The 23977-nt window shown below is 48.5% G+C and carries 21 protein-coding genes; 5 read left to right on the forward strand and 16 right to left on the reverse strand.

Annotated features, from left to right (window positions below; all coding sequences use genetic code 11):
* Together G451_RS0119410 and G451_RS0119415 are read left to right on the forward strand one after the other, a co-directional pair.
* A partial coding sequence (locus G451_RS0119410; RefSeq protein ID WP_027185557.1) for an IS5 family transposase occupies positions 1–329 on the forward strand: 329 nt, incomplete at its 5' end.
* 58 nt (positions 330–387) lie between these two features.
* Positions 388–780, forward strand: a complete 393-nt coding sequence (locus tag G451_RS0119415; RefSeq protein WP_027185558.1) for a DUF4150 domain-containing protein — start codon at positions 388–390, stop codon at positions 778–780.
* A 27-nt stretch (positions 781–807) separates the two neighbouring features.
* Here G451_RS0119415 and G451_RS33140 read toward each other — a convergent pair whose 3' ends face one another.
* The 16 genes from G451_RS33140 to G451_RS33150 all read right to left on the reverse strand — a co-directional run bounded on the left by G451_RS33140 (position 808) and on the right by G451_RS33150 (position 21612).
* Positions 808–3219 carry a response regulator gene (locus G451_RS33140; protein WP_051261703.1) on the reverse strand — a complete coding sequence of 804 codons (2412 nt, stop codon included), beginning with the start codon at positions 3217–3219 and terminating at the stop codon, positions 808–810.
* Positions 3220–3222: 3 nt separating this feature from the next.
* A complete protein-coding gene (locus tag G451_RS33145) occupies positions 3223–5691 on the reverse strand; it encodes a PocR ligand-binding domain-containing protein (RefSeq protein WP_051261704.1) in 2469 nt (822 codons plus the stop codon).
* A gap of 452 nt (positions 5692–6143) precedes the next feature.
* Positions 6144–7922, reverse strand: coding sequence for an anaerobic carbon-monoxide dehydrogenase catalytic subunit (locus G451_RS30515; RefSeq protein ID WP_051261705.1), 1779 nt, complete (start codon positions 7920–7922; stop codon positions 6144–6146).
* A 13-nt stretch (positions 7923–7935) separates the two neighbouring features.
* The gene (locus G451_RS30520; RefSeq protein WP_084448671.1) at positions 7936–8955 is read right to left on the reverse strand and encodes a 4Fe-4S binding protein; all 1020 of its coding nucleotides are present in this window, start codon (positions 8953–8955) and stop codon (positions 7936–7938) included.
* A 71-nt stretch (positions 8956–9026) separates the two neighbouring features.
* Positions 9027–9701, reverse strand: a complete 675-nt coding sequence (locus tag G451_RS0119440) for a Crp/Fnr family transcriptional regulator (protein ID WP_027185559.1) — start codon at positions 9699–9701, stop codon at positions 9027–9029.
* A gap of 273 nt (positions 9702–9974) precedes the next feature.
* Positions 9975–10289, reverse strand: a complete 315-nt coding sequence (gene rhaM, locus G451_RS0119445) for an L-rhamnose mutarotase (protein ID WP_027185560.1) — start codon at positions 10287–10289, stop codon at positions 9975–9977.
* 4 nt (positions 10290–10293) lie between these two features.
* Entirely contained in the window at positions 10294–11298 is a 1005-nt protein-coding gene (locus G451_RS0119450) for an ABC transporter permease (protein ID WP_027185561.1), read from the reverse strand.
* On the reverse strand, positions 11295–12293 hold the full coding sequence (locus G451_RS0119455; RefSeq protein WP_051261706.1) for an ABC transporter permease: 999 nt from the start codon (positions 12291–12293) through the stop codon (positions 11295–11297). The genes G451_RS0119450 and G451_RS0119455 overlap by 4 nt, the downstream gene beginning before the upstream one ends.
* 13 nt (positions 12294–12306) lie before the next feature.
* Complete coding sequence (locus tag G451_RS0119460; protein WP_027185563.1) at positions 12307–13818, reverse strand: sugar ABC transporter ATP-binding protein; 1512 nt, start codon at positions 13816–13818, stop codon at positions 12307–12309.
* A gap of 32 nt (positions 13819–13850) precedes the next feature.
* Entirely contained in the window at positions 13851–14849 is a 999-nt protein-coding gene (gene rhaS / locus G451_RS0119465) for a rhamnose ABC transporter substrate-binding protein (RefSeq protein WP_034643006.1), read from the reverse strand.
* Positions 14850–14932: 83 nt separating this feature from the next.
* Positions 14933–15748 (reverse strand): rhamnulose-1-phosphate aldolase, encoded by an 816-nt coding sequence (rhaD, locus tag G451_RS0119470; RefSeq protein ID WP_027185565.1) that lies wholly within the window; start codon positions 15746–15748, stop codon positions 14933–14935.
* Positions 15749–15770: 22 nt separating this feature from the next.
* Positions 15771–17042: an L-rhamnose isomerase gene (locus tag G451_RS0119475; protein ID WP_027185566.1), complete on the reverse strand. Its 1272-nt coding sequence runs from the start codon at positions 17040–17042 to the stop codon at positions 15771–15773.
* A gap of 10 nt (positions 17043–17052) precedes the next feature.
* Entirely contained in the window at positions 17053–19323 is a 2271-nt protein-coding gene (gene rhaB / locus G451_RS0119480; RefSeq protein WP_084448672.1) for a rhamnulokinase, read from the reverse strand.
* A gap of 483 nt (positions 19324–19806) precedes the next feature.
* Positions 19807–20145 (reverse strand): MBL fold metallo-hydrolase, encoded by a 339-nt coding sequence (locus G451_RS34610; protein ID WP_027185569.1) that lies wholly within the window; start codon positions 20143–20145, stop codon positions 19807–19809.
* A 128-nt stretch (positions 20146–20273) separates the two neighbouring features.
* On the reverse strand, positions 20274–21095 hold the full coding sequence (locus tag G451_RS0119495; protein WP_027185570.1) for an EFR1 family ferrodoxin: 822 nt from the start codon (positions 21093–21095) through the stop codon (positions 20274–20276).
* A 49-nt stretch (positions 21096–21144) separates the two neighbouring features.
* Positions 21145–21612, reverse strand: coding sequence for a MarR family winged helix-turn-helix transcriptional regulator (locus tag G451_RS33150; RefSeq protein ID WP_169727914.1), 468 nt, complete (start codon positions 21610–21612; stop codon positions 21145–21147).
* Between the two features lie 425 nt (positions 21613–22037).
* On the opposite strand from G451_RS33150, the gene G451_RS30530 reads away from it, so the two are divergent.
* The 3 genes from G451_RS30530 to G451_RS0119515 are packed head-to-tail and all read left to right on the forward strand — an operon-like array spanning position 22038 to position 23837.
* Positions 22038–23153 (forward strand): tyrosine-type recombinase/integrase, encoded by a 1116-nt coding sequence (locus G451_RS30530; protein WP_051261708.1) that lies wholly within the window; start codon positions 22038–22040, stop codon positions 23151–23153.
* A 35-nt stretch (positions 23154–23188) separates the two neighbouring features.
* On the forward strand, positions 23189–23551 hold the full coding sequence (locus tag G451_RS35075; protein WP_034643010.1) for a type II toxin-antitoxin system RelE/ParE family toxin: 363 nt from the start codon (positions 23189–23191) through the stop codon (positions 23549–23551).
* Positions 23541–23837 carry a helix-turn-helix domain-containing protein gene (locus G451_RS0119515; RefSeq protein WP_034643013.1) on the forward strand — a complete coding sequence of 99 codons (297 nt, stop codon included), beginning with the start codon at positions 23541–23543 and terminating at the stop codon, positions 23835–23837. Before G451_RS35075 ends, G451_RS0119515 begins: the two co-directional genes overlap by 11 nt.
* The last annotated feature ends 140 nt before the right edge of the window (positions 23838–23977 follow it).

Here is a 23977-nt window from a genome sequence, read left to right on the forward strand (position 1 = left end):
CAGGTACCAAAGCTGATTGCTCAAAAGCTCTCTCGCTCATTCAAGGAATAAACGCTTTATTTCTTATTGCGGACAAGGGATACGACACGCAAAAAATTGTTGATGAAGCATTAAGAAGAAATATGACACCTGTTATTCCTCCGAGGAGAAACCGTAAAGAACAGCGAAAGTATGATAAGTATATTTATAAGTTACGTCATCTTGTTGAAAACGCATTTTTATACATCAAGCAATGGAGAGGGATAGCTACACGTTACGCAAAAATGACAACTTCATTTCTCGCGGCTGTTCAGATTCGCTGTCTCTTTTGGTGGCTAACAATCTCGTGACGACACTGCCTAGCCAATCACAGCTTGAATTCATTTCAAATTGACGATGGAGGTGCATATGTATGCCATTACAAAGGAAGGGGGCATGTTGATGAGTCCGGCTGATGTGTGCCTCACTCCGGCTGGTCCCGTGGTTGTTCCTATTCCCTATCCCAATATCGGAGAGCCCGAAATGGGGGAACCGGCCTGCGAACGCGTTTTGATTAACGGCACGCCGAGTCTCAACATGAGTTCCACTGTCATGCCGTCAAATGGTGATCAGGCTGGCGTAATGGGCGGAGTTGTATGTGGCGAGATTATGGGAGAGGTCAAATTTACCGAAGGAAGCGAGAAAGTTACTCTCGCAGGGAGTCCGGCCGTTCGATTAACGTCATCGACAACACATAACGAGAATAATGCCGTTGGCGCTTGCCTTGTTCCAAGTCAAACGAAAGTACTCATTATGGAGTAATAAATTCACAGAGCACGCACGAGCACATCATGCGGTTCTCTTGGTATTGTCAACGACACGTTTGATTGTGGAGAAGAGTGTTTCAAGGCTAAACGGTTTGGATATATAGTCGTTGATACCGGCATCAATGAGTTTCTCGCGGTCTCCAGTCATGGCATGTGCGGTCAATGCGATGATTGGGATGTGCGCTTTGTCACCAAGAGATGCCGACTTTCTAATTGCTCGCGTTGCTTCCACGCCGTCCATAACCGGCATTTGGATGTCCATGAGAATGAGATCGAAATTTTGTTCTTTAAGGCGTTGAAGAGCTTCACGCCCATCGTTAACCGCAGTGATGATATGTCCAGATTTTTCAAAGATGAGTTTCCCTACCTTGAGGCTTTGTTCATCATCTTCCGCATAGAGAATGCGAAGAGGAGAGGGGAAAGAGATAAGCGATGCTAAATCTTTGTTTTTGACTTGCGTGGAACATACGGAAGGACCTTTGAAGGGGAGAGATATAGACACGGTCGTGCCTTGCCCTTCTGTACTTTCGATAGAAAGCTCTCCCGCCATGAGGGTAACGAGTTTTCGCACAATGGAGAGTCCAAGCCCTGCTCCCTGAAAGCGTCGAGCAAACGAGCTTTCTCCTTGAACAAATGGTTCGAAAATGGTTTTCAGAAAACTCTCTCGGATACCAATTCCTGTATCTTTTACGGTAATCACCAGATGATTTTTTTCCTCTTCGGATACAGGAGAAATATCAACTTTAACCTGGCCCTGTTCGGTGAATTTGATCGCATTGCCGACAACATTAAAAAGGATTTGTCGTAATCTGACTTCGTCGCCCAACAATCTGGATGGCGTGGATTCATGAATACAAAAATTGAAATCTAAGCCTTTTTCTTTGATGGTCGGAGAGAAAATTTCTGTAACAGCCTGTTTCAAACTGATGAGGTCAAAGGGCTCTTCTTGCAGTTCCAATTTCCCCGCTTCAATTTTTGAGAGATCAAGAATGTCGGAGAGCAATCTCGTTAGCCGTTTCGCTGAATGAAACGTTGCCGCGAGATATTCTTTTTGAACGTCGTTGAGTGGGGTTTTTTCAAGAATCTGAAGCATGCCAACGATACCATTGAGTGGCGTACGGATTTCGTGGCTCATATTTGCCAAGAATTCAGACTTTGCTCTGTTTGCAGCCTCAGCTTTGACGGCAAGTGTTTTGGCTTGAGCTAAAGACTCCCGTAACGCTTTGTCGGAAAGCGCCAGTTTCGTGACATCGCGTATGAAAATGGCAAATTGATCGGGCTCACCTGCATCGTTGAAAATAGGGAATGTTCGAATAAGGTTATGGAAGTTATTTTGGACTTCGAGATAGTCAACACCACATTTGAGGCTCGCGCTTTCTTGCATAGTCTCCTGTAAATGCGGAGCGTAATTGATCGCTGAAAACTCGTCGAGTCTTCTGCCGATCATTTCTTGCGGTGAACAACCATATTGCTTTGCACCTTGTTCATTTATGGCGAGAATAACACCGGTGACGGTGAGGAGAATAACAGTGTCGGTTGTGGCATTGAATAGAGCTTTGATCTGATTTTCCGCTTGCTTGCGCTCTGTGATATCACGGTTGCTTACGCGTCTGCCAAGAGGAGTTCCATCAGCTCGTGATATTTCCAGATAATAGTAGTTGAGCCAAACGATACGCCCATCAGACCGAATAATGCGGAAATCCTGACCTCCTTTTTTCAGATGATCTATAGTCGGGCCATGTTGCAAAGTATCGAAAAGTGATTTGTCGTCCGGATGAATGATTCGATTCAGCAGGTCGGGATCGGCCATGAAATCTGCAGGGGTATACCCCGTAAACCGTTCACATGAAGGGGATATCCAAAGCAAATGTCCATCCGGAGCTATCCAGTATTCCCAGTCATACGTAAAATCGGCTACAGTTCTGAATTTTTCTTCTCGTTCCTGTAGCGTCGCGGTGAGTGATTCCAACTCGGCTGTTCGCTGCAGCACACGTTCTTCAAGTAAATCGTGTGAACGCTGCAGCGCATTTTGAGCTTGTCGTAGATCAATATGCGTCTTGACTCTCGCCAGGACCTCAGAATGATTAAAGGGCTTGGTAATATAATCGACTCCACCAACTTCAAACGCTTGGACCTTGTCGTTTGTATCTCCAAGTGCGCTAATAAAAATGACAGGAATGTCTTTGAGAGCTGGATTGTGTTTGAGTTGAGTGCATACTTCAAAGCCATTCATCCCAGGCATTCTAATATCGAGCAATATAAGGTCCGGTTGCATTGCTTCTGCTGCTCGCAAAGCCATGGGACCGTTTTGCGCGGGCATGACACGATACGCTGCGTTTTCAAGCAATTCTGTGAGTTGTTTGAGATTGTCAGGGACATCGTCAATAACCAAAATAACTGGAGGAGTACCTCTCCCCACGTCATGGGCATTCATGATTTAGTGCCCGTTTCCAAGAATATTCATTAACAACGTGATTTCAAAACCATCGGCAAGTCTTTTCAGTTCATCGGCAAGTTTGGGGGAATGTGAGCGCACATCGGGAAGACGGGCTTTGAAGGTATGGATATCCAATACCGTTAACGCTGCTTTAAGATCATCAATTAAATGATGAGGTAGCGTTCGTGCGAGCTCTCTTGCTTTGGGGGTGCTCATGCCCTCGGATGCCGCAGGATATGCTTCGGCATAATCGAACGTAATGTTGAGTTGTTTTTCAATCTTTGCAAAAAGTTCTGTCGCAATGATGGGTTTCCGTATGAATTCGTTGGCTCCAGTATCAATGACTTGTTGTCTGTCTTCGGCAAAAACGCTCGCCGTAATTGCGATAATCGGGGTTTTTTGACCCTGTTCCGTTGATTTGATTTGTCGTGTTGCTTCGTAGCCGTCCATGACCGGCATACGCATGTCCATCAAAATGAGATCTGGTTTGTGCTCATGGAAGAGGCGAATTCCTTCTTCTCCATTGACTGCTTCCACAATATCAATGCCATCGAGATCAAGCATATTTTTCAACAGGATTCGGCTTTCTTCCGTGTCCTCAATGACAAGGACTCGAATTGGTTTTTGCCCAGCAGATAACCCCGTGGCAAAACGTTCCACTTTTGGGGGTTGCACCAGAAGTTGATCTGCCAATGCATAATGGATGGAAAACGAGAACAACGAACCTTGTCCCGTTTCTGTTCGCACCGAAATTTTTCCACCCATTTTCTCCACGAGTTTCTGGCTGATGTACAAGCCAAGCCCAGTCCCTTCCTTTCGGCTACTTCCCTGTTCGAATTTTTGAAACAATCTGGGAACATCGTCCGTACTAATGCCTGGTCCCGTGTCTTCGATTTCGAAGTTCAAATGGTTTGTAGTCGCCCGCACACGCATAACAACACCGCCGTGTTCGGTGAATTTGACGGCATTGCCGGTGAGGTTCAATATGACCTGTTTGAGGCGTTTTTCGTCTGCTTTAATGTACTGAGGTATGGAGGGATCAAGTTCCATAAGAAACTGAAGGCCCTTGGCTTTGGCTCGTGTACTCGTCATATCCTTTATGGATTGCAGAGTATCAAGCAGATCAAACGTTTCCTCCGTAAGGGTTATTTGACCAGCTTCAATTTTGGAAATGTCCAAAACATCATTGATCAATCCAAGCAAATGTTCGCCACTTCGCAAAATGATATCAAGAGTTTCAATTTGTTTTTTCGAGAGGTCGGAGCTGTGGCGCATGACTTGGGAAAAGCCGAGAACAGCATTGAGCGGTGTGCGGAGTTCGTGACTCATATTGGCCAAAAACATACTTTTCGCCATGTTGGCTGCTTCGGCCGCGTCTTTGGCTTGACGCAAGTCTTCTTCGACTCGCTGGCGTTCGGCTATCTCATTGCGTAAATCGGTGGTGCGTTCATCAACTAAATCTTCGAGGTGGTTTCTGTATGTAGCCAGCTCTTCTTCATTGCGAATTCGTTCTGTAATATCCTCGTAAACACCGAGAACGGCATATGGTTTCCCCTTTGAACCTGAAAGGGAGAGTGGAATTTTTGATGTATCGACGACAAGCCGAGTTCCATCAGGGCGTTGCAACGGTTCGATAATGTGAAAACGGGGAGAATTGCTTTCAATAACGGTTCTGTCATCAGCTCGATACGCTTCTGACAGCTCTTTAGGCCAGGGAAGGTCGAAATCAGTTTTTCCAACGATTTGTTCAGGAGCATCAAGTCCGCTTGTTGCGGCAAAAACCGTGTTGCACCCCAAGTACTTTCCGTCGACATCCTTCCAAAAAACAGCTTGGGGAATAGAATTCATGACTTGAGTGAGCATGTAGTGGCTTTTGCGAATGGTCTCGGCGGCCTTTTCCCGTTCTTCGGCAAGAATACGAGCATCCTCAAGTCGACGTTGTTCAACTTCAAGTCGATGTAATTGACTGAGACCGATTTTAGCCAATGCTTCGGTCAGTGAAACCAAAAATGCCATGATGTGCGCGACACGGTCTTGAGGAACGATGGGAACTTCACGTACTGCTTCTATATAATCGGATTCATCAAAACCATATTCTCGGGCTTGCGCTCGAAAGAAATCAAGGTCTGGAGGTTCGTGGAACATTTGGCCCGTCATAACATTGGCCAGATGCTCTCCTTCAATCCATAAGGGAACCTCATAGTCATTTAAACCATGTGGGCATCGATAACCAACAAAAGGGCCTTCGTGGAGATGATCAAGAATGTATTGGTCACTTTTAAGACAGTGCGACAAGGTGGTTGGATTGACGCGATGAAAATTTGTGCAAACACGTTTCCATCCCGTTGCCGTAAACATATGACTTTTATTGTCGCATATTCCGGAGGGAATTCCCGTCACGTTGTAGAAGTTATCCATGAGCTCTTGGAGCATTGGGATATCAATCAATTGCTCGAAGGAATATTTCATTTGACCAATCTCCCTTATCTTGTCTTTCCTTGACTTGGAAAAACGTACTCAACATCGGTCAGAGGGGGAGAAGTGTGAAGTGACAAGTTAGAAATAACTTCTTTTTTCCTATGAGTACACTAAAAAGGCTATGGTCTTATTGAAAAAGAAAAAAGGTGAAGGAATTGATTAAAATATTTTTATAAAAAATAGAGTGTAATATTGAGACGGTTAATTGAAGCCATAGTTATGTGTAATATATTGATGAATGTTTGTCTTTTTGGTGAAGATAACATGAAAGAAGAAAAAAAGTACATTCTTCATTAAATGGAAAGAGAGAGTTATATATCTTTTTTTCAGAATTGTGTTCAGCAACGAATTGTACGGAGAAGCTCGATTTTCAAGGCGAGTTTTCGAAGGCCGAATTGCTTATGGAAAGGACCATATTCGAAACGGTCCTTTCCATAAGAAAATTAGGAAAATATTTCACCAGAATACCGATCATGCCACCCGAGCGCGAGGCGCTTGTGGTGGATTTGTTCCTCAATAATATCTGCGGCTTTGATGGGATCGAACTCTACAGCAAACGAAGCGCCATAGATTTCTTCCAATTCCGAAACCATTGAGTCTGTGGGCCTCTTACCTTCCAGAAAGCTGGATGGCACCCCGAGGTGGGTATATATGCCGCTGGCCACACAGGAGAGACCGATACTGAGCGATTTTTCCGTATACCATTCCGGTGCGCTGACCGCGATAGGCAGTTCTCCGGTGTCGCAATTGGCATGATTGGCCAAAATTGCAGACAGATGCAAGAAACGAGCAGTATCCATACAACTTCCCATGTGTAATACAGGTGGGAAGTCAAGGGATTGGCAGACTGTGGCTAAGCCTTGTCCGACATGGTCGAGTGTGTCGACGTCCATAAGTCCGGACTCGCCCATGGATGTGGTTGCACAGCCTGTAACGACAACGAGAATATCACGTTGAACCAACTCGTGTGCCAGTTGAATATGGGCTTGGTTGTGTTGCGATGCCGGGTTATGGCAACACATAATAGCGACAATTCCGCGTATATGGCCGATCTCTAAAGCTTTGATCAACATATCAGGCGTTCCGCCGCATGCGTTGAGGAGTGCTTCTTGTGAAAAGCCCGTCATAAGCTGGACTGGAGCGGAGGGGATGTCGACGATGATCGCCCGGCGTTTGGAAAAGGCGTCGATAGCTGCACAGATGGCTGTACAAGCTGTTGTATGAGCATCTTGTGGAGTAAATTCGAGACACGTGACTCCGGAAGCACACGTTGTATCGGAAATGGAGGCACAGAGCGTGTTATGGCAGTGTGCGCCAGTGAGGAGACGCGGCACGCTGCAGAGGTCGTCGACAAGAAGCATATCGACTGCTCCCGTTGCAATGGAGAGTTCCATTCTTAGCGCAGTATCAATTGTGGGATTGACTTGTGATTCAAGGGACTCGCTCTCCAGGTGACGACAGTCGACAATATTAACTCCCAGTGCTCCAGAGGCAACGGCTTTGTTTTCCATTTCGGGGTCGTGTGCGGCCGCATACATGGTTTCAAATACAATGGGGTTCTGGCTGTGGACGAGGATATTGATATGATCCTTTTGGAGCATATCAAAACTGATCGACGACGTTTTTGCCGAAGGCGTGCCAAAGAGGATGTCCGCTACTTCCGTGGCGATCATAGAGCTGTCCCAACCATCTCCCAAAGCGACCTGGCCGGCATGCAAACACATTGATATTGAGTCGTAATCTCCCCCCATACTGGTATGATCCAGCATCTCAAGTCCTTCCTGGCTGGCATAACGTGGCATCGAACGATTTTGTTCCCATATGGTGTGCCGTACATGGGGGACACGACGAAGAAATGGGAACGTGATATTGCTTGCTTCTTCATCTTTATGAAAAATTTCAGCGAGCGCTATTGCTTGTTCTTCGGGCGTACTTTCGACAGTGTCCACACCGATTTCTTGACAAATGCGGGCCAGTTTTTGGGGATCCCCAAACGAAGAGTGTGGAGTTGTTCCTTTCCCAACAGCGACAAGCGCTTCAAGAATACTGCGCGCATAGTCGGAATGAGAGCTTGCTCCTGTTGCTATGAATCGGCCGAAGTTGAAAGCAGCAGTCACATCGGATTCCGTCTTCGATGCGTCAGGCATGTCGGTCTGTTTGTGGGGGGGCATGTGGCACGGCTTCATCGTTGTCAGATCGGAAGGGGATGCATCGTTCTTCACGTCTGGTTTCTCCTTACTGGTTGCGGTCGAAAAAAGCTGCCGAATCGGTTTTCGATACGGACAGCGCTTTGGCATATTGGGCTTTCAGCATGGAAAGAGGGAGTCTGGAATTCCAATTGTCGGTGGTGAGCGCTGTAAGCCACGCAAAAAGAAAAAGACTCAGTACACCTACTCCGATGCTTCTCCACGGAATGCTTCGGCCGGCGCAATGCATGTGAAGTGTTTCTGGCTCAGGACACGCGTGAATGCATTGTGCGCACCCGATGCATTCAGGGGTACGAACCCTCGTCTTGCGATAGACGGGAATAGCCGAAGGACATGCTCTCTGGCATTGTTTGCAATTGGTACAGGTATCTTCTTGGCGATGAATGGCAGTGGGGCCGATCCAGGCGAGAAGGCCGAGCAATGCACCGTACGGACAGAGCCAACGACACCAAGGATTGCGTAAAGTCAGACTGAGAATGATGAGAACTCCCAAAACACAGAGGGTGATAACAGAAGGGTGTTGAAAAAAGAGGAGCATTCTGGCGTCGGCTGTCATGTTGTAGGGACTGAAGAGAAATTGTTGAAGTACTGGACCGGACATGCCGAATCCAAGAGCGATGATAAAGAAAGCAAGCAGAAGATATTTGAGAAAACAAAGGACAGCATTGATCCGACCAGCAGCCAACCATCCCAAGCCGATACGTTGACCAACCGAAGCAAGAAGATTTGAGACAAGGCCGGCGGGACATATGTAACCACAAAATCCTTTGCGAAAGAGCAGTGCCGACCCCAACGCAATGAGGAAAATAGTCAGACCGGCCGGGTGAACGGGGTCATAGAGACCGGTTGTAAGAAAATATTTGAATCCGAGAAGAGCGCTGATGGGTAAAAAACCCTCGACCCCGGCAGGCCGCGCAACGAAGCTTGCATTGGATGAGAGTATCCATTGGCAAAAAAGAACAAAGCGCCAGCCAATGAACAAGGAAAGGAGAAAAAAGAGGCCTTGGATGAGTCGTTGAAAACGGGGAGGAGTCAGTCGCTTTTTCATGAGCCCACTCTAGTTGGCCTCACGCGGTGTGTCTGTCGGCTGGCTGACAGTCTCTCGTTTTCGTATGAAATTTAATCGGGTTTTTCTGCTTCCAGCGCGGTGAGGTCGGGAATGCAGAGAATGCCACGCCCCTTCTGTTGAAGAAAACCGTCTTTCGCTAACGTGTTGATGAGTGATGAAACGGTTTGGCGCGTGGAGCCGAGAATCGTTGCGATTTGTTCGGTATTGAGACCCAACGACACCATGTGACCATTTTGGCATTTGCCACACGTCTGGCATTCTTTGCAGGGCGACTGACGCTTGGCTTCGTAAGCGAGGAATTCAATGAGTCGGTGTCGCACGTCTTTGAACGCCAATGTGTCGATGGCCGAAAACGCGTGAGAAAGGAGATCGCCCAGTACTCGAATCATGGCCATGGTCAATTGTGGTGTCGAGGCAAGATGATGTCGAACCATTTCAACATCGGCAACAAGAAGCTCAAGATCGTCCAATGCCTGCACATACGCACGGGTATGTGTTGTATAGACATCACCCGCATCAAGAAGAGCAACCGTGAATTCTTTATCGCGTGAAGCCAAATAGATTCGGGCGCGTCCTTGTCGGACAATAAACATACGGTTTGACGCACTCTTGGGTTCAGAGACAAGAGCGCCTTTGTGATAGATTTGTGACCGAAAAAGTTGGCGAACCACCTGCATCTCCGGTGCTTCCAGACTTATTAAAAGATTGGATTCCGTTAACCGCACGCAGAGACTTCTCCTGTGTTATGGTATGATGTCTATGAAATGATCGTGTTACACTGTAACTATAACATCGATCGCATAGAATGGAGCACGCAAGAGGAATGTCGACTCTTACCGTGTGGCTCAGAATCAGGCAAGGACGCTCAACACGCTGATTGTAGGCATAAAATATGTAGTTGAAGAATATGAGTGCCCTGCCGATCTTTTATTGGGGAGGTGATCGGCAGGGCATGTGTGGGTGTATGGCTCCGGATTGCTCCGATTTGGGGGGCGTATTTAATCCATATGAAAAACCAGTTCCAACGGTTCACTTATCGGTTCATTGTCCGGCTTGGTTGCCATGAGTGGAGCCATGTACTCCCACCATCGTTTCATCACGTCCTGAGCGGGGAGCTGGTCCATCGTATGGTCGGCTGTGCGATAGAGCACTCCAAAAAGGGTGTTCGTGTTTTCATCAAGAAAAATGCTGTAATCACGAATACCGGCGTTCAGCAGAAGGGATTTCAATTCGGGCCACAGAGCATCGTGACGGCGTTTATACTCTTCTTTCTGGCCGGGATGCAGTTGCATGGTGAAGGCAATTTTTTCCATGAAGTTACCTCGTTTCTTTAAAGACCTTCCCGAGAGCGATGGGCAAAACCAGAGAAACGATGAGCAAGACGCCCGTGAAGATGGACATGATGACACCCGGGATATTGTTGAGTTGCATCCCGAATTGCACCATGCCGATGAGCAAGACGGCCAGGATGACGCCGGGAATTTTTCCACTTCCACCAAAAATGTTCACACCGCCCAAAATGGCAATCGTGATGATTTCCAGTTCCCAGCTTGGCGCCATATTGGGACGAGCCGTGGCAATTCGTGAGACCAAGAGGATAGCCGCCAATGCCGACGTGAAGCCGTTCGCCGTCAAGATCCATAACCGATAATTATTGACTCGTACGCCGCTATACCGAGCCCCTATAGGGTTGTTGCCGATCGCATAAAGTCGTCGACCATATACGGTGTAATGCAGTAAATACCATGTCACTGCGGCGAGGACGATGAAAACGAGAAACTGAGACGGAATGAGATCATTAAAGAAGTATGTCTGTCCGATAGACTGAAAACTGTTCGGAAAGTCTGTGTATGCCTGATCTCCCAAAATGATGAAGGCAATGCCTCGATACAGAGACATCGTGCCGATCGTAACAATAATTGATGGCAAATCCAAACGGGTGACAAGAAGTCCGTTAATGGCTCCAGCCACACTCCCCGTGACAAGCCCGACAAGAACGATCGCCCAGGTATCCAGTCCTGCAGAGGCAGCCATTCCCATCAACACACCACACAAGGCAATAATTGAGGCAACGGAGATATCAATCTCGCGGCCGATGATGACAAGGGCCATCGACAACACAATAACGCCTTTTTCCGAGAAGTTTTGCGTGCTGTCAGCGAGATTGTATATATCGAGAAAATAGGGCGAAATCAGGCTGTTTGCGATAATGACGAAGACGAGCAAGAAAAAGAGCAATGCTTCGCGAGAACGCAAATAATCCAGCGGAGTTTTGGGAAGACAGTCCGGCAAACCGCACGCAGAGTTTGTGATACCATTCATCTTATTGCCCCCCCCTCATGCGTCACGCGCAGAATCTGCAGGCCTTTTTGCCGTTGTCCACGGGAATTGACGATAACTGCGGCGAGAATGGCAGCACCCGAGACCGCCATTTGCCAGAAGGGGGAAATTCCCATGACCGGCAAGGCGTTTTGCAAGACGCCCAGAAACAGCGCACCAAGCACCGCGCCAAGGATTGTTCCACTGCCACCGGCAATGCTCACGCCGCCAATGACACATGCTGCCACTGTGAGAAGTTCGAAACCAAGAGCGATCTCGGTGTAGGCAATCGCGAACCGGGCCACCCACAGGTATCCACATAATCCGCCCAATGTTCCGGCGAGGGTATATACCGCGAACAATCGGGCTTTGGTATTGATTCCCACATAGCTTGTCGCAGAAGGGTTGCCACCAATGGCGTAGAGTTCACGGCCGAATCGAGTGTTGCGCATGACGAACATAGCGGCAATTGAGAGAATAATTCCGATAACGGCGAGATTGGTCAATCCGAACGACCGTCCCAAGGGGAACGCGAGAAAAGCGGCAGGCATTTCCTGTGAGTTGACCCACTGTCCACCGGAGAGCACAAACACCATTCCGCGATAGATCGTCATGGCACCGAGTGAAACGACAATCGCCGGAATACCCATCAGTGCAATGAACACGGCGTTAAGCATGCCAAGGATCATGCCGGAGAATGTTGCCGCGGCAATAATGAGGATCAGTGGAGTATCCGGCCAATTCATGCCGATAAGCGCTGCAATCATTCCGGTAAGTGCAATATTGGCCGCTAACGTCAGATCAATGCCGCGCGTTAAAATGATCATCATTTGAGCAGAGGCCATAATCATAAGAATAGCACTATCGGTGAGGATGGAGTCCACGGTCTGAAAGGACAAAAACGACGGTGACGCCATACCCACACCGAGAAAAAATATAACGGTAAAAAGGACAAGTTGCCCTTCACGAGATCGGAGAAGCGTTTTTGCAATGGTCATACTGGCTCCTGCATTACTTGAGCCCTGTGGCCAGAGCGACCACTTCTTCCTGGCTCGTTTCCGCGGTATTGAGCGTGGTGCGCATCAACCCTTCACGCATGACGACAATGCGATCAGCCAGCCCCATGACTTCCGGTAATTCCGACGAAATAAGCAGCACCGAAAGGCCGGTTTCTACAAGTTCGACAATAAACGAGTGGAGCATAGCTTTGGCGCCGACATCGATTCCTTTGGTCGGTTCATCCAAAATGATGACTTCAGGAGTGACGCCGAGCCATTTTCCGATGACGACTTTTTGCTGATTGCCCCCAGACAGTGTACCGACGATCTGCTCTAAACTGTGTGCTTTGAGCTTGAGACGGGAAGCATATTTTCTGGCAAATTCGTTTTCTTTCGGCGTGTTGAGTCGAAAACCACCCGTGATGGTTGCCAGCGATGGCAACGTGATGTTTTCACCAACGGTCATGGGCAATATTGCTCCGCAGTGCTGGCGGTCTTCGGGAACATAGACGAGTCCACGTTGAATAGCATCTTCGGGATTCTGGGGACGAAAAGCTTCTCCATTGAGGGTGATTTCTCCGGACGACACGGTGTTCAATCCGAAAATGGCATGCATAAGTTCTGAACGTCCCGAGCCCACCAGTCCATAAAATCCCAGAATTTCACCGCGATGCAGATCAAAGGAAATATCGTGAAATTCCGTCGGGTGGCTCAAGTGCTGGACCGTCAAAACACGTTCCGATGTTTTGACCGAGCGGGCATGATATTCATTCTTTACAGCTCGTCCAGCCATCATCCGGACAAGATCATCCTCGTTGACTCCTTCTATGCGGCCTTCACCGGCAAAACCTCCGTCACGGAAAACCACGAACGTGTCAGCGATAGAAAAAATGTCATCGAAGCGGTGAGAGATGAACAGAAGGCCTTTACCTTCATCGCGTAATTTTCGGACAATTTCGAACAGTTCATCCACTTCCTTTTGCGAAAGGGAGGCTGTCGGTTCGTCCATAATGAGAATATCCACATCATGTGAGAGCGCTTTCGCTACTTCCACGAGGTGTTTTTGGGCGATACTGAGTTCTTTGAGTCGGTCATACGGGTTGAAATCCGTGATATCGAGTCGGTCAAGCAACTGTTGGGTTTCTTCATGCATCCGTGTCCAGTCCAGCAAGCCGCTTGCCTTGGTGAGCTGGTGCCCCATGAATATATTCTCTGTTACCGAAAGCTCATTGAAGGCAATGGTTTCCTGGTGAATAGCGGCGATGCCATCGGCCCAGGCGTCTTGTGCGTTGGCGTACGAAACCGGCTGGCCGTTCCGCAGGATTTCACCCGATGTCGGTTGGTGAACACCTGTCAGTATCTTGACCAACGTGGATTTTCCTGCGCCGTTTTCTCCCAGAAGAGCCAGAACTTCGCCCGGGTGGATCCGGAGCCGTACCCCGTCAAGGGCACGGACTCCGGGAAACTCCTTGGTGATGTTCCGCACTTCCAGAAGTGGGGCATGATTGGCGTTATTCGCGCTCATACGGCTCCTCCTGGAGGGAACACTGTCAGGGTTTAGAAAACGGAAGACCAGTCGTCGATGTTGTCGGCATTGAAGACAAACGGTGCGCCCATGACCATCTGACCGGCATCATGCACCGGGATTTCACCCATACGGCCAGCGGTGACGGCTTCGCCATTTTTTCCTGTGATCTTTTTATCGATCAGGTCTTTCATGATGAAGACGGATGTGTATCCAAGGTCGACCGGGTTCCAGAGGGCAAAGTTTTTCACTACACCTTTTTTCACATAGCCGGCGACTTCCGACGGCAATCCCAGGCCGGTAACAAAGATCTTGCCGACTTTCCCTTCATCGATGACGGCTTTGGCCGAAGCGGGAAAACCAACGGATGTCGGCGCTTCAATGCCTTTGAGGTTGGGATACTTCCGAATCAGCGCTTGGGCTTCACGGTAGCTCTTGTCTGTCTGGTCATCACCATAGGTCACGGCAACGAGCTTCATATCTTTGTATTTAGGATTCTTTTCCAAGGCTTCCTTCATGTAACCAATCCACTCGTTTTGGTTGGTAGCCTGGGACGATGCGCTCACAATGGCAAATTCGCCTTTGTAATCCATGGCTTGCCCCATGAGTTCCACCTGTTGTTCACCGATGAACTTGGAATCGGAGGGGGACATGTGGATAATGCGGCCGGCTTCAGCAATGGCAGAGTCGAACGACATGACCGGGATGCCGCGTTTCATAGCTTTTTTCGTAATGGTCACAAGTGAGTCGGGGTCATTGGCGGAAACAATGATGCCATCGACCTTTTGCGCTGTCAGGGAACGGATGATTTCAATCTGTCCTTCGGCTGTCGGTGTGGTTGGTCCGGTGTAAATAATTTCAATATCACCGAGTTCTTTGGCGGCTTCTTCTGCACCGCGATTGCACGCTTCGAAGAAACCATTGCCGAGATTTTTTACGACCAGGGCAATTTTCATGTCTTTTGCCATGACGGACGACGCCAATCCCAAAATGAGAAGAGCGAAGAACGCGGTGAACAGTGATTTACGCATACGAGTCTCCAACGTGTTGACGGTTATGCGCCTGTTTTTGAGACGCAAAGAGTGCCTCGCTTCGTATCGATGAGGATACGCGCCTAATCGAGCACACCGGCAAGCGGTGCCAGGCCGAAGGCATTGGCCAGAGCTTTAAGCTCCTCAGGAGTAATAGCCTGCTTTTTCCCCCCAGCAGCCATGACTTTAAGGAGCATTTCTGCAGCTTTATCTGCTGTTTCAATCAGTCCGAAAACTTGATCCATGTTTTTTCCGGCACCAAAAATGCCATGATGTGCCCACATGACGAGTGAATGTGATTTCATGAGTTCGGCCGTGGCATGACCAATTTCCAAGGAACCGGGCATCATCCAAGGCATGACGCCGATACCGTCCGGAAAAAGGACGACACATTCGCTCATCATTTCCCAGAGTTCTTTCGTGACAACTCGTGTATCAAGGGGAAGGACGAACGACAGGGCAATCAGGTTTGTGGCGTGGGTGTGTAAAACGATTTTGTCTTTCCCTTGGCTGTTCTTTTTACGAACAGCATGAGAAAGCAGGTGCGCCGGTAGTTCGCTGGTGGGGCGGCCACCGCTTGTGTAGCCCCATACCATCGTGGTTTTGTTGCCATCATCGCTGATTTTGACAATGCCCAAACTTTCATGGGGGTAGTCAGCGATGTTACGATAAAAAACACCTGTCCCGGTAACGAGAAAGTAATCACCGGCCAACTCAGGAAGAGAGAAGGGCAGTTTCGTCGTGATACCTGTTGTTAAACAGTGCTGAAACGGAAACATTTCTTCGGGAGTGATCCGCATCGAAATGTTACCGCCGTTGGCCTCTCCCCAACCTTTGGCGTATATTTCCTTGGAGAGGCGCATCATATCGGCCAGAAAAGGTGTTTTGAGCATATCCATACAGGGAGTCCTCTTTGTGGCCCTATCCGCGGGCGGCTAAAATAGTACGTTCATACTCTTTGACAGCATCAAACCAGGCCGTTCCCACGGGAACCCCTCGAGAATGGCAGTAGTAGTCCCATACGGCTCCAAAGGGCATGGATTTGAGTTCTTCCAGATACGCTAATCGGTCTGTGAAGCTGAAGCTCTCTTCGATTTGACGCAGTGTCTCCGTGTTTTCCAACAGAGCTAAAAGCAATGCTTTTTGCGTGTTTCGTGTTCCGATAACCCAAGCGGCAATGCGGTTGATGCTTGCATCGAAAAAGTCGAGACCGATATGGATGCGTTTGGATTGGTTGTATCGGACAATTTCTTGAGCGATAGCCCGAAGTTCGTCGTCAAGAATAACAACGTGGTCGCTGTCCCAGCGAATAGGACGGCTAACATGCAGTAGCAGCCCTTCAAGAAAGAGCAGGCACGAGGAAATTTTATTGGAAATGACTTCTGTCGGGTGAAAATGTCCGGCATCGAGACACAACAAAATCTTTCGTGTTGCCGCATACCCCATGTAAAATTCATGCGATCCGATAACGCAGGCTTCAGAACCGATACCGAACAATTTACTTTCCACAGCATCGAGATTGTATGTCGATGAAATCGGTTCTTCCAAAATGGCGTCGAGAGAATCACACAGCCGTTGACGCGGGCTCATCCGATCAATGGGAATGTCTTTGAAGCCGTCGATAACCCATATATTGGTGACGCATGGTGTACCGAGTTCACGGCCAAATGCCTCCCCGATACGACGGCAGGCCTTGCAGTGTGCAATCCAATATTCTCGAATCGACTTGTCTGGGTGACTCAGTGTGAAACCGTCAGCACTTTTGGGGTGGGAAAACATCGTGGGGTTGAAGTCCAACCCGATGTTTTTTTCTTTGGCCCACTGCATCCAATGCGTGAAATGTTCAGGACCGAGTTCGGTGCGATCAACGGTGGCTCCGCCTGTTTCCGCATAAATAGCATGGAGATTCAGACGATGTGTCCCAGGGATCAGCGATAATGCCTTGTCCAAGTCGGCACGCAATTCTTCGGCGTTTCGAGCCTTACCAGGATAGGCGCCGGTGGTCATGATGCCTCCGGACAGTACCGTGTCCGGTGCTTCGAATCCGGCAACGTCATCGCCTTGCCAGCAATGCAAGGAAATAGGCAATGCATCCAGAGCGGTCATTGCCGCCTCGGTGTCTATACCCCAAGCCGCGTACGATTCTTTGGCCAGTTCATAAGCTTTGTGCAGTGCGCCGGTGTTTGGCTTCATGAGTAATCCTCTATTGGTTTTGCGCAAAAAGTGTGAGAAAGCGCTGGTAAGCAGCGTCAAGACCAGGAAGTTTCTCAGGCTCGAAGCGCGTGAGGGAGAAGGACCGGGCGACGAGTTCCCGGGCCTGGGCCAAGGATTGCAGCGTTCCGGTTGCCATAAATTGAGCCAATCCATTGCCGATGGCCGTCGCTTCTACAGGTCCGGCAAGAACCGGAATTTCCATGGATGCGGCGGTTAGTCTGTTGAGAAATGTGGCTTGTGATCCTCCGCCAACCACGTGGAGCGTATTGATCGTTTTTCCTGTGATATTTCTCAAGTCCTCCAACGCCTTACGATAATACAGACTCAAGCTGTCATACGCGCAACGTGTCAGCGCACCAGGTGTCTGTGGAACGGGTTGTCCGCTGTCCTGACAATACGTTTGGATGGCCTGGATCATGCTCGATGGGCTAAAAAAACGATCATCGTTTGGTGAAATAATGGAGACAAATCCTGGTGATGCTTCAGCCTGGGACGCCAATTCGGCAAACGTGAAGCGTCCTTGGTATTCATGCGCGATCTGCTGAATAATCCAAAGCCCTGTGATGTTTTTCAGGAAACGGTAGGTTCCACCGTATCCTGCTTCATTGGTCCAGTTGGCATCCATGGCCTGATCGTTCACGATGGGTGTCGCCGACTCGATTCCCAAGAGCGACCAAGTACCGGAACTCAAGTACGCCCAATCATCGCCTATTGCGGGGGCGGCCATTACGGCCGATGCGGTATCGTGCGAAGCGGGAGCGATGACTTTGAGTCCGGTAAGACCGGTTGTTTCAGCATACCACGGAAGTAATTCTCCAATCATAGTCCCTGGTGAGACAGGATTTTGCAGCGCGGATTCGGGGAGAGCCAGAGCCGAAAGCAATGTCTTGTCCCAACATTGTTCGTGCAGATTCCACATCTGGCTTGTGGAAGCCATGGTCTGTTCGACCGTGGCTTGGCCGGAGAGAAGAAAATGATAGTAGTCGGCCGTAAAAAGAAGTCTCCACGCTTGACGCAAGACATCCGGCTCGGTCTGACTTTGGGCATAGAGCTGGTAGAGTGTATTGAACGGTAAGAATTGAATGCCCGTGCGTTTATAGATGTCTTCTTTTGCCATGCGATCGGCGGTGAATCGTTCAATCATGCCTGTCGTGCGTTCGTCACGATATGACACGGGCTGACCAAGCAATTGCCCATTGGTATCAAGCAAAACGTAATCCACGCCCCAGGTATCCACGCCGATGCTGTCGTACTTTTGACTTTGCTCACCAGCTTTTTTCAGTCCAAGAACGGTTTCGGCAAATAATCGTTCATGGGGCCAGACAAGATGCGATCCTTCCTGTTTCGGCCCATTCTGCATGCGGGTGATTTCGTGCAGATGCAAAGTGTCATTTTCGATTTCCATGGAAATCAAACGGCCACTTGAGGCACCGAAATCCAACGCAAGGCAACGGGACGTTGGTTTTGCCATGATTGTATTGCCTCCGGAGGTTGGGGCGATGATCACGTGAATGCCAGCATCAACGAGCATTTTGATGGATTCTTCATCGGCATTGTCATCAGTAATGCAGGTGTGTACGCGCTCCAGCGGACACATAATAATGCTTTTGCGCTTGGTGAATTTTGAACTGTCGGCCAAGATGACGAGTTTTTCACTCTGATTAATGAGACGTTGTTCGGCATGCACGAGCAACGGGTCGCCTTCCATGATGCCCCAGGGAGAAATGCCCTGACACCCGGTGAAAAAGTACTCTCCAAAAAAATTGGGTGACTCATTTTGCAAGTGACCGAGAATGATGAGGTGATGATGAAAGACTTCACCTCCACTCACAAAACAGCGGTTGCTTGTACACGTCGAGACGTATTCCACCAGTGGGAGCGAGTTGGTCAGAATGGTCAGACCGTCTTTGGGAAGCGAGGAGGCCATTTGCCACGTGGTTGTTCCCCCGTTGATGATAATGCTTTCTGTACCGCGAAGCAGACCAGCCGCGGCCTTCCCGATGGCTTCTTTGGCCCGAGAATTTTTCCGCATTTCCAATAAGTAAGGCGGCGTGACCAGTCGTGATTCCGTCAACTCTCGTTTGACAGGTGCAACCCCACCTCGAACCTTTTTGAGCTTTTTCAAGGAAGCCAGCTCGTCGATGTCCCGGCGGAGTGTCGACTCGGACGCGTCAATCGACGCAAGGAGGTCCTCAAGCGAAATCGCTTCGGATTTCTCCAACAGGTTCAAAATGGCGAGGTGTCGTTGATGTTTGAGCATGGGTGATTTGTAAATCAATAAAATTGTCAAAGTCAATCATGAAAAGTCAAAAACTTTCAAAAAATATCACTTTATACCAAAACATCTCATCATATTTTTTCAAAAAAATGTCATTGCAAGATCGAAAATAGAACGAATTTCTCGTCGTATTCGAGGACGTGTATGGGGAAATTGGCAAAAATAAAGAATAAGAATGCCGAAAAATGATTTTTATTTTCAAACTTTTAGTTGATGTATGGAGTGAGGTAATATGTGTAGGGGAGGGGAGGCTTAGACATTGCTTCTTTTAAAAAACTGACATTAAGATAAGAAGTAATGATGCTCCCTTGAAAAATGAAAGAATTTGAAAAGTTATTCATGAGATGAAGCGTTAGGCTTATGCGGAAGCCATATTCGGCGGCCATTTTTTCGAAGGATTCGTCCTCGTTCTGGAAAATGAAAGCCGAAAAGAGCTGCGTTATTTTCTTCAGCAAATGCAAAAAGCTATTGTCTGGTTTGAATCGCTCTTTCTGGTTGAATGTCAACGAGAGGAGACCAATGTGGCTTGCGGATATGTATTTTATGAATCACGGCATCGCTAAGATAGAGAAAATGCCTTTTCTCGGAGGCAATATGCACAGCCATATGTCCGGGAGTATGTCCTGGAGCATGGAATATTTTGATACCGGGGACAACTTCAAGATCATCTTCAATGAATTCAATGCGATCTTCCGTGTTGGATAAAAGAGATGTCACCATCCCCGTTAAAAGTATTCTGAAATCATCTGGAAGGCGTGGAAGTGCAGGCTGGTTTGTCCAAAATTGCCATTCTGTACGACTCATTATGATTCTTGCATTTGGGAAAAAAGTAGAGATGCTGGGTCTTGATATGTGTGTACACCGTCGCTGATAAGAGAGCACTGAAATTGGCCAATATGAAATTGTCTGAACTCTGCTTGCATTATCTTGCTCTACACGTATATTTTTCCCATTTGGTTGTTTAATTCTGCTTCTGAAAGTTTGCTCATTGAAAGCTTCATCGACCATGACTCTTTTGTGCTATTTATTGTGATAGCATTATCAGGACAAATGGAGACACAGCGCAGGCATGCAATGCATAAATCAGGGTGGGCTCTTCCAAGTGTAGCGTCAAATGCACCCGTTGGGCACGAGTGTTCACACAACTCGCACAATTGACACCCATTTTCTTTTCTTCTCGGCAGTGTATGAACTATTTTAAATCTCAATTTTTCAAAAGAGTCGAGTTGATTATCGGTAAAGTCACCTTTATCAAGGTGTGATAATATTTGTTGATCTTCTCCTGTAAATCGTTTGTACGTTAATTCAGTGTATTTCTTTGCAAGTTCAAATTCACGCTTATCAGGGCGATTCGGAAAAGCGTCCCACCCGCCATAATTGTAAGTATGTTTCCCTGGAAATTGAGCAGAAGAAACAAGAGTAAAATTTTTTCTTGTCAGTATTTCTGCAGTAGAGCCATGAGCAGGAAACACCATGAATCCACCGTAGGTAAAGAACATGCTGCATTTTATGCCATTCCCCTTGAGTGTCTCCAACCAGTCCCGCATGATTCTGGGAGCACGAAGTGAATGGACGGGAAATCCAAAAATAACAGCTTGATAGATGGATAGATCCCAATATCTTTCTCTTGTGTTTGGAGCTGTGACGTCATGTAGATCCACCTCTGCTCCCAACTTTTCCAATTCTTTTTTAATCACAGCGGCCAGAGTTCGCGTGTTATTTGTTGCTGAAAAGAACATGATTGCGATACGCATGAGATCCTCACTTTTTTTGTTAGGTATACGAACAAAAAGTTTAAAAAAATCAGGAAAGGTCGGGAGTACTTCTTTCAAACCCAGTCAATTCGTTGAAAGTTCGTGTAAACAATGCAATTTTTCGAGAAGCATCTTCACCAAAATACTGTCGAAATTCTTCATACATTTTCGCATGATGAAATTCATGGTGGTGCTCAGCTTTCTTACCGGTCTCTGTAAGACGTAGTTCTACAGCCTTTTGATCTATGGGGTTTTTTCTTTTTTCCACGAAACCTTTTTGGATAAGCTTTCGGATACGCTCTGAAAGCGTTGCCTTTGAAATTTCCAATTGTTCGGCGAGTTGTGTTAATCCAACACCTTCATTTTGGCCGATGGCTACAACTGTATGAATTTCAGCTGGATAAAGTCGATATGGAGTGCCGAAAGACACGCCACCGGCATGCCGCTCGTTTACGGTGTCAACAAACTTCATTAATACTTCCAACATTTGCTCAAACTGTTCTCGTTCGGTTTTCATGATTGTTTTGTAAGGATACCTAACTATCATGTCAAGTAGATGGCTCTGGTTCTCCCTCAAAGACGGGGCAGGGGCAGGAGTCAAGCAAGTGGAGAAAGAGAAGAGCGTGGTAGTATCAAGAACAAATTGAAGGCATTAGTGTAGAGGAAGGTCTTAAAAAAGAAAAGATCAGCTTTTTGAAGCTGATCTTTTCTAAGAAATTTATGGGGTGACTGATGGGACTTGAACGCATCATTTTGAATGTTTTACCATGTTTAATTATGTTGAATTATCATTGATAAACAGTATGTTATATTGTTTTCATGAACACTGTTCATTGGAGCGTTCAAAATGGCGACCAAATATCAACGCGCACACCCCGTGAAATGGCCCGGCGTCTACCAATATGAGATGACCAGCCGGGAGTATATGGGCAAGCCTGATTTATGCTTTGTCATTTCCTACAAGGTGGACGGCAAAAAATCTGGGAAAAGATCGGCCTGAAGTCTGAAGGCTATACGCCCCAGGTGGCCGCAGAGGTCCGTGGAGAACGAGTGAAGACCGCCCGGCACGGCGAGAACGTGAAGACCCAAAAAGAAATCCGTCAGGAAAAGGCCCAGCATGACAGGACGGTTGATGAAGTAGCCGACGCCTATTTCGAGGCCAAGGGGCCGAAGATGAAAGGACGCGGCGCCCAAATTGACCGATACCGCTTCGACAAGCATGTCTCCCCCATTCTCGGGAAACGCCCCGCAAGTTCCCTCTCCCGCCTGGACCTCGCCAGGATCGAGCAAGGCATGAAAAGTCTGTCCACGGCTTCCATATGGGGCGCCTTGGAAATCCTGCGCCGCATTCTGAACCATGGCGGGCAGCACGGTCTTTGCCCTCCGCTCCCCTTCAAAATCAAGCTCCCGAAGAAAAATAATGAGGTGACGGAATACCTTGAACCGGACGACTTGCAGCGCCTTCTGCAAGTCCTGGATTCCTGGCCGTCCCAGGACGTGGCCCGAATGCTGCGGCTGTCCATGTACACCGGAATGCGCCGGGGGGAAGTCTTCGCCCTCAAGGACGCGGACGTGGACTTTCAGCAAGGATTCATCGCCCTGCGCGGCGTGGACGAGAGAGGCCCCAAAGGAGGCGTCACCGCCTACGTCCCCATGTCGGATACCGTGCGGCAAATCATCGTGGATCAACTCGAATGGCGTGACGAAAAACACCTTGGTTCGCCCTACGTCTTTCCAGGAAAAGGCGGAAGGCTGCGCTTTGACTGCACGGCCGTTTACCGGATCAAGAAAGCGGCGAAGCTCCCGAAGAGCTTCCGCATGTTTCATGGTCTGCGGCACCATTTCGCCGTCACCCTGGCGAACTCCGGGGAAGTCTCCCTTGATATGATCGGGGAGCTTCTGACGCACAAAGACACGAAGACAAACCGCCGTTATGCCAAGTTCCTCCCGGACACGAAAAAGGAGGCCGCGAACCGGGCAGCGGAAATGCTGGAAAAGCAGGCAAAAGCGGAAACGTCCGCCAGAAGGGATAAAAATAGCGTTAAGGCGGATTCCTGACTCTTGACTTTGTATTCCAATGGAGTACTTTTGTCATGTCCATACTCTTGACCGTGATTGAGACGCCGACCTTCCTCAAAGACGTAAAGCGCGCCGGTTTGCGCGAAGAGGAGCACCGCGAGCTTATCAACTTTTTGGCCGCTAATCCTTCCGCCGGTGTGCTCATGGAAGGAACCGGCGGCGTCCGCAAGGTACGCTTCGCCGGGGAAGGATCGGGCAAAAGCGGCGGGTATCGCGTGGTCTACTATTTCCACAACATGGATATGCCGCTTTTTGCCCTGGCGCTCTTCGCCAAAAACGAGAAGGCCAATTTGACCAAGGCGGAGAGAAACCAGTTGCGGGCTATCATGCCAGAGATCGTCAAGGCTTACCGGGAGGGCAAGCGACATGAAAAGTAACAGCCGCATTATCGACGGCGCCAGGGAAGCCCTTGCTATCGCCAGGGGGGAGAAGTCACCGGAGGAATACGCCGTCCATGTTCCTGAAGCGGTGGACGTGCGCCGCATCCGCACGAAGTTGAATATGACTCAGGCCGACTTTGCCCGGACATTTGGCTTCAAACTGGCGACCCTGCGCCATTGGGAACAAAAACAACGCACGCCGGAAGGCCCGGCTCGCGCCTATCTTATGGTCATTGACCGGGAACCGGAAGTTGTCCGCCGGGCCTTGCGCGAGGCGTCGTGAACGCCTTCTATAAAATGCTCTTGTAATCGTCGAAATTTCCAGGGCCTAGGCAGTGTCGTCACGAGATTGTTAGCCACCAAAAGAGACAGCGAATCTGAACAGCCGCGAGAAATGAAGTTGTCATTTTTGCGTAACGTGTA

Origin of the sequence: Desulfovibrio inopinatus DSM 10711, assembly GCF_000429305.1 — a bacterium.
GTDB lineage: Bacteria > Desulfobacterota > Desulfovibrionia > Desulfovibrionales > Desulfovibrionaceae > Alteridesulfovibrio > Alteridesulfovibrio inopinatus.

Bases quoted from the DNA above. Each gene is read 5' to 3' on its own strand.
- G451_RS0119415 (WP_027185558.1), top strand. From the start codon at position 388: ATGTATGCCATTACAAAGGAAGGGGGCATGTTGATGAGTCCGGCTGAT.
- G451_RS33140 (WP_051261703.1), bottom strand. From the start codon at position 3,219: ATGAATGCCCATGACGTGGGGAGAGGTACTCCTCCAGTTATTTTGGTT.
- G451_RS33145 (WP_051261704.1), bottom strand. From the start codon at position 5,691: ATGAAATATTCCTTCGAGCAATTGATTGATATCCCAATGCTCCAAGAG.
- G451_RS30520 (WP_084448671.1), bottom strand. From the start codon at position 8,955: ATGAAAAAGCGACTGACTCCTCCCCGTTTTCAACGACTCATCCAAGGC.
- rhaM (WP_027185560.1), bottom strand. From the start codon at position 10,289: ATGGAAAAAATTGCCTTCACCATGCAACTGCATCCCGGCCAGAAAGAA.
- G451_RS0119450 (WP_027185561.1), bottom strand. From the start codon at position 11,298: ATGAATGGTATCACAAACTCTGCGTGCGGTTTGCCGGACTGTCTTCCC.
- G451_RS0119455 (WP_051261706.1), bottom strand. From the start codon at position 12,293: ATGACCATTGCAAAAACGCTTCTCCGATCTCGTGAAGGGCAACTTGTC.
- G451_RS0119460 (WP_027185563.1), bottom strand. From the start codon at position 13,818: ATGAGCGCGAATAACGCCAATCATGCCCCACTTCTGGAAGTGCGGAAC.
- rhaS (WP_034643006.1), bottom strand. From the start codon at position 14,849: ATGCGTAAATCACTGTTCACCGCGTTCTTCGCTCTTCTCATTTTGGGA.
- rhaD (WP_027185565.1), bottom strand. From the start codon at position 15,748: ATGGATATGCTCAAAACACCTTTTCTGGCCGATATGATGCGCCTCTCC.
- G451_RS0119475 (WP_027185566.1), bottom strand. From the start codon at position 17,042: ATGAAGCCAAACACCGGCGCACTGCACAAAGCTTATGAACTGGCCAAA.
- rhaB (WP_084448672.1), bottom strand. From the start codon at position 19,323: ATGCTCAAACATCAACGACACCTCGCCATTTTGAACCTGTTGGAGAAA.
- G451_RS34610 (WP_027185569.1), bottom strand. From the start codon at position 20,145: ATGAGTCGTACAGAATGGCAATTTTGGACAAACCAGCCTGCACTTCCA.
- G451_RS0119495 (WP_027185570.1), bottom strand. From the start codon at position 21,095: ATGCGTATCGCAATCATGTTCTTTTCAGCAACAAATAACACGCGAACT.
- G451_RS33150 (WP_169727914.1), bottom strand. From the start codon at position 21,612: ATGAAAACCGAACGAGAACAGTTTGAGCAAATGTTGGAAGTATTAATG.
- G451_RS30530 (WP_051261708.1), top strand. From the start codon at position 22,038: ATGCTTTGTCATTTCCTACAAGGTGGACGGCAAAAAATCTGGGAAAAG.
- G451_RS35075 (WP_034643010.1), top strand. From the start codon at position 23,189: ATGTCCATACTCTTGACCGTGATTGAGACGCCGACCTTCCTCAAAGAC.
- G451_RS0119515 (WP_034643013.1), top strand. From the start codon at position 23,541: ATGAAAAGTAACAGCCGCATTATCGACGGCGCCAGGGAAGCCCTTGCT.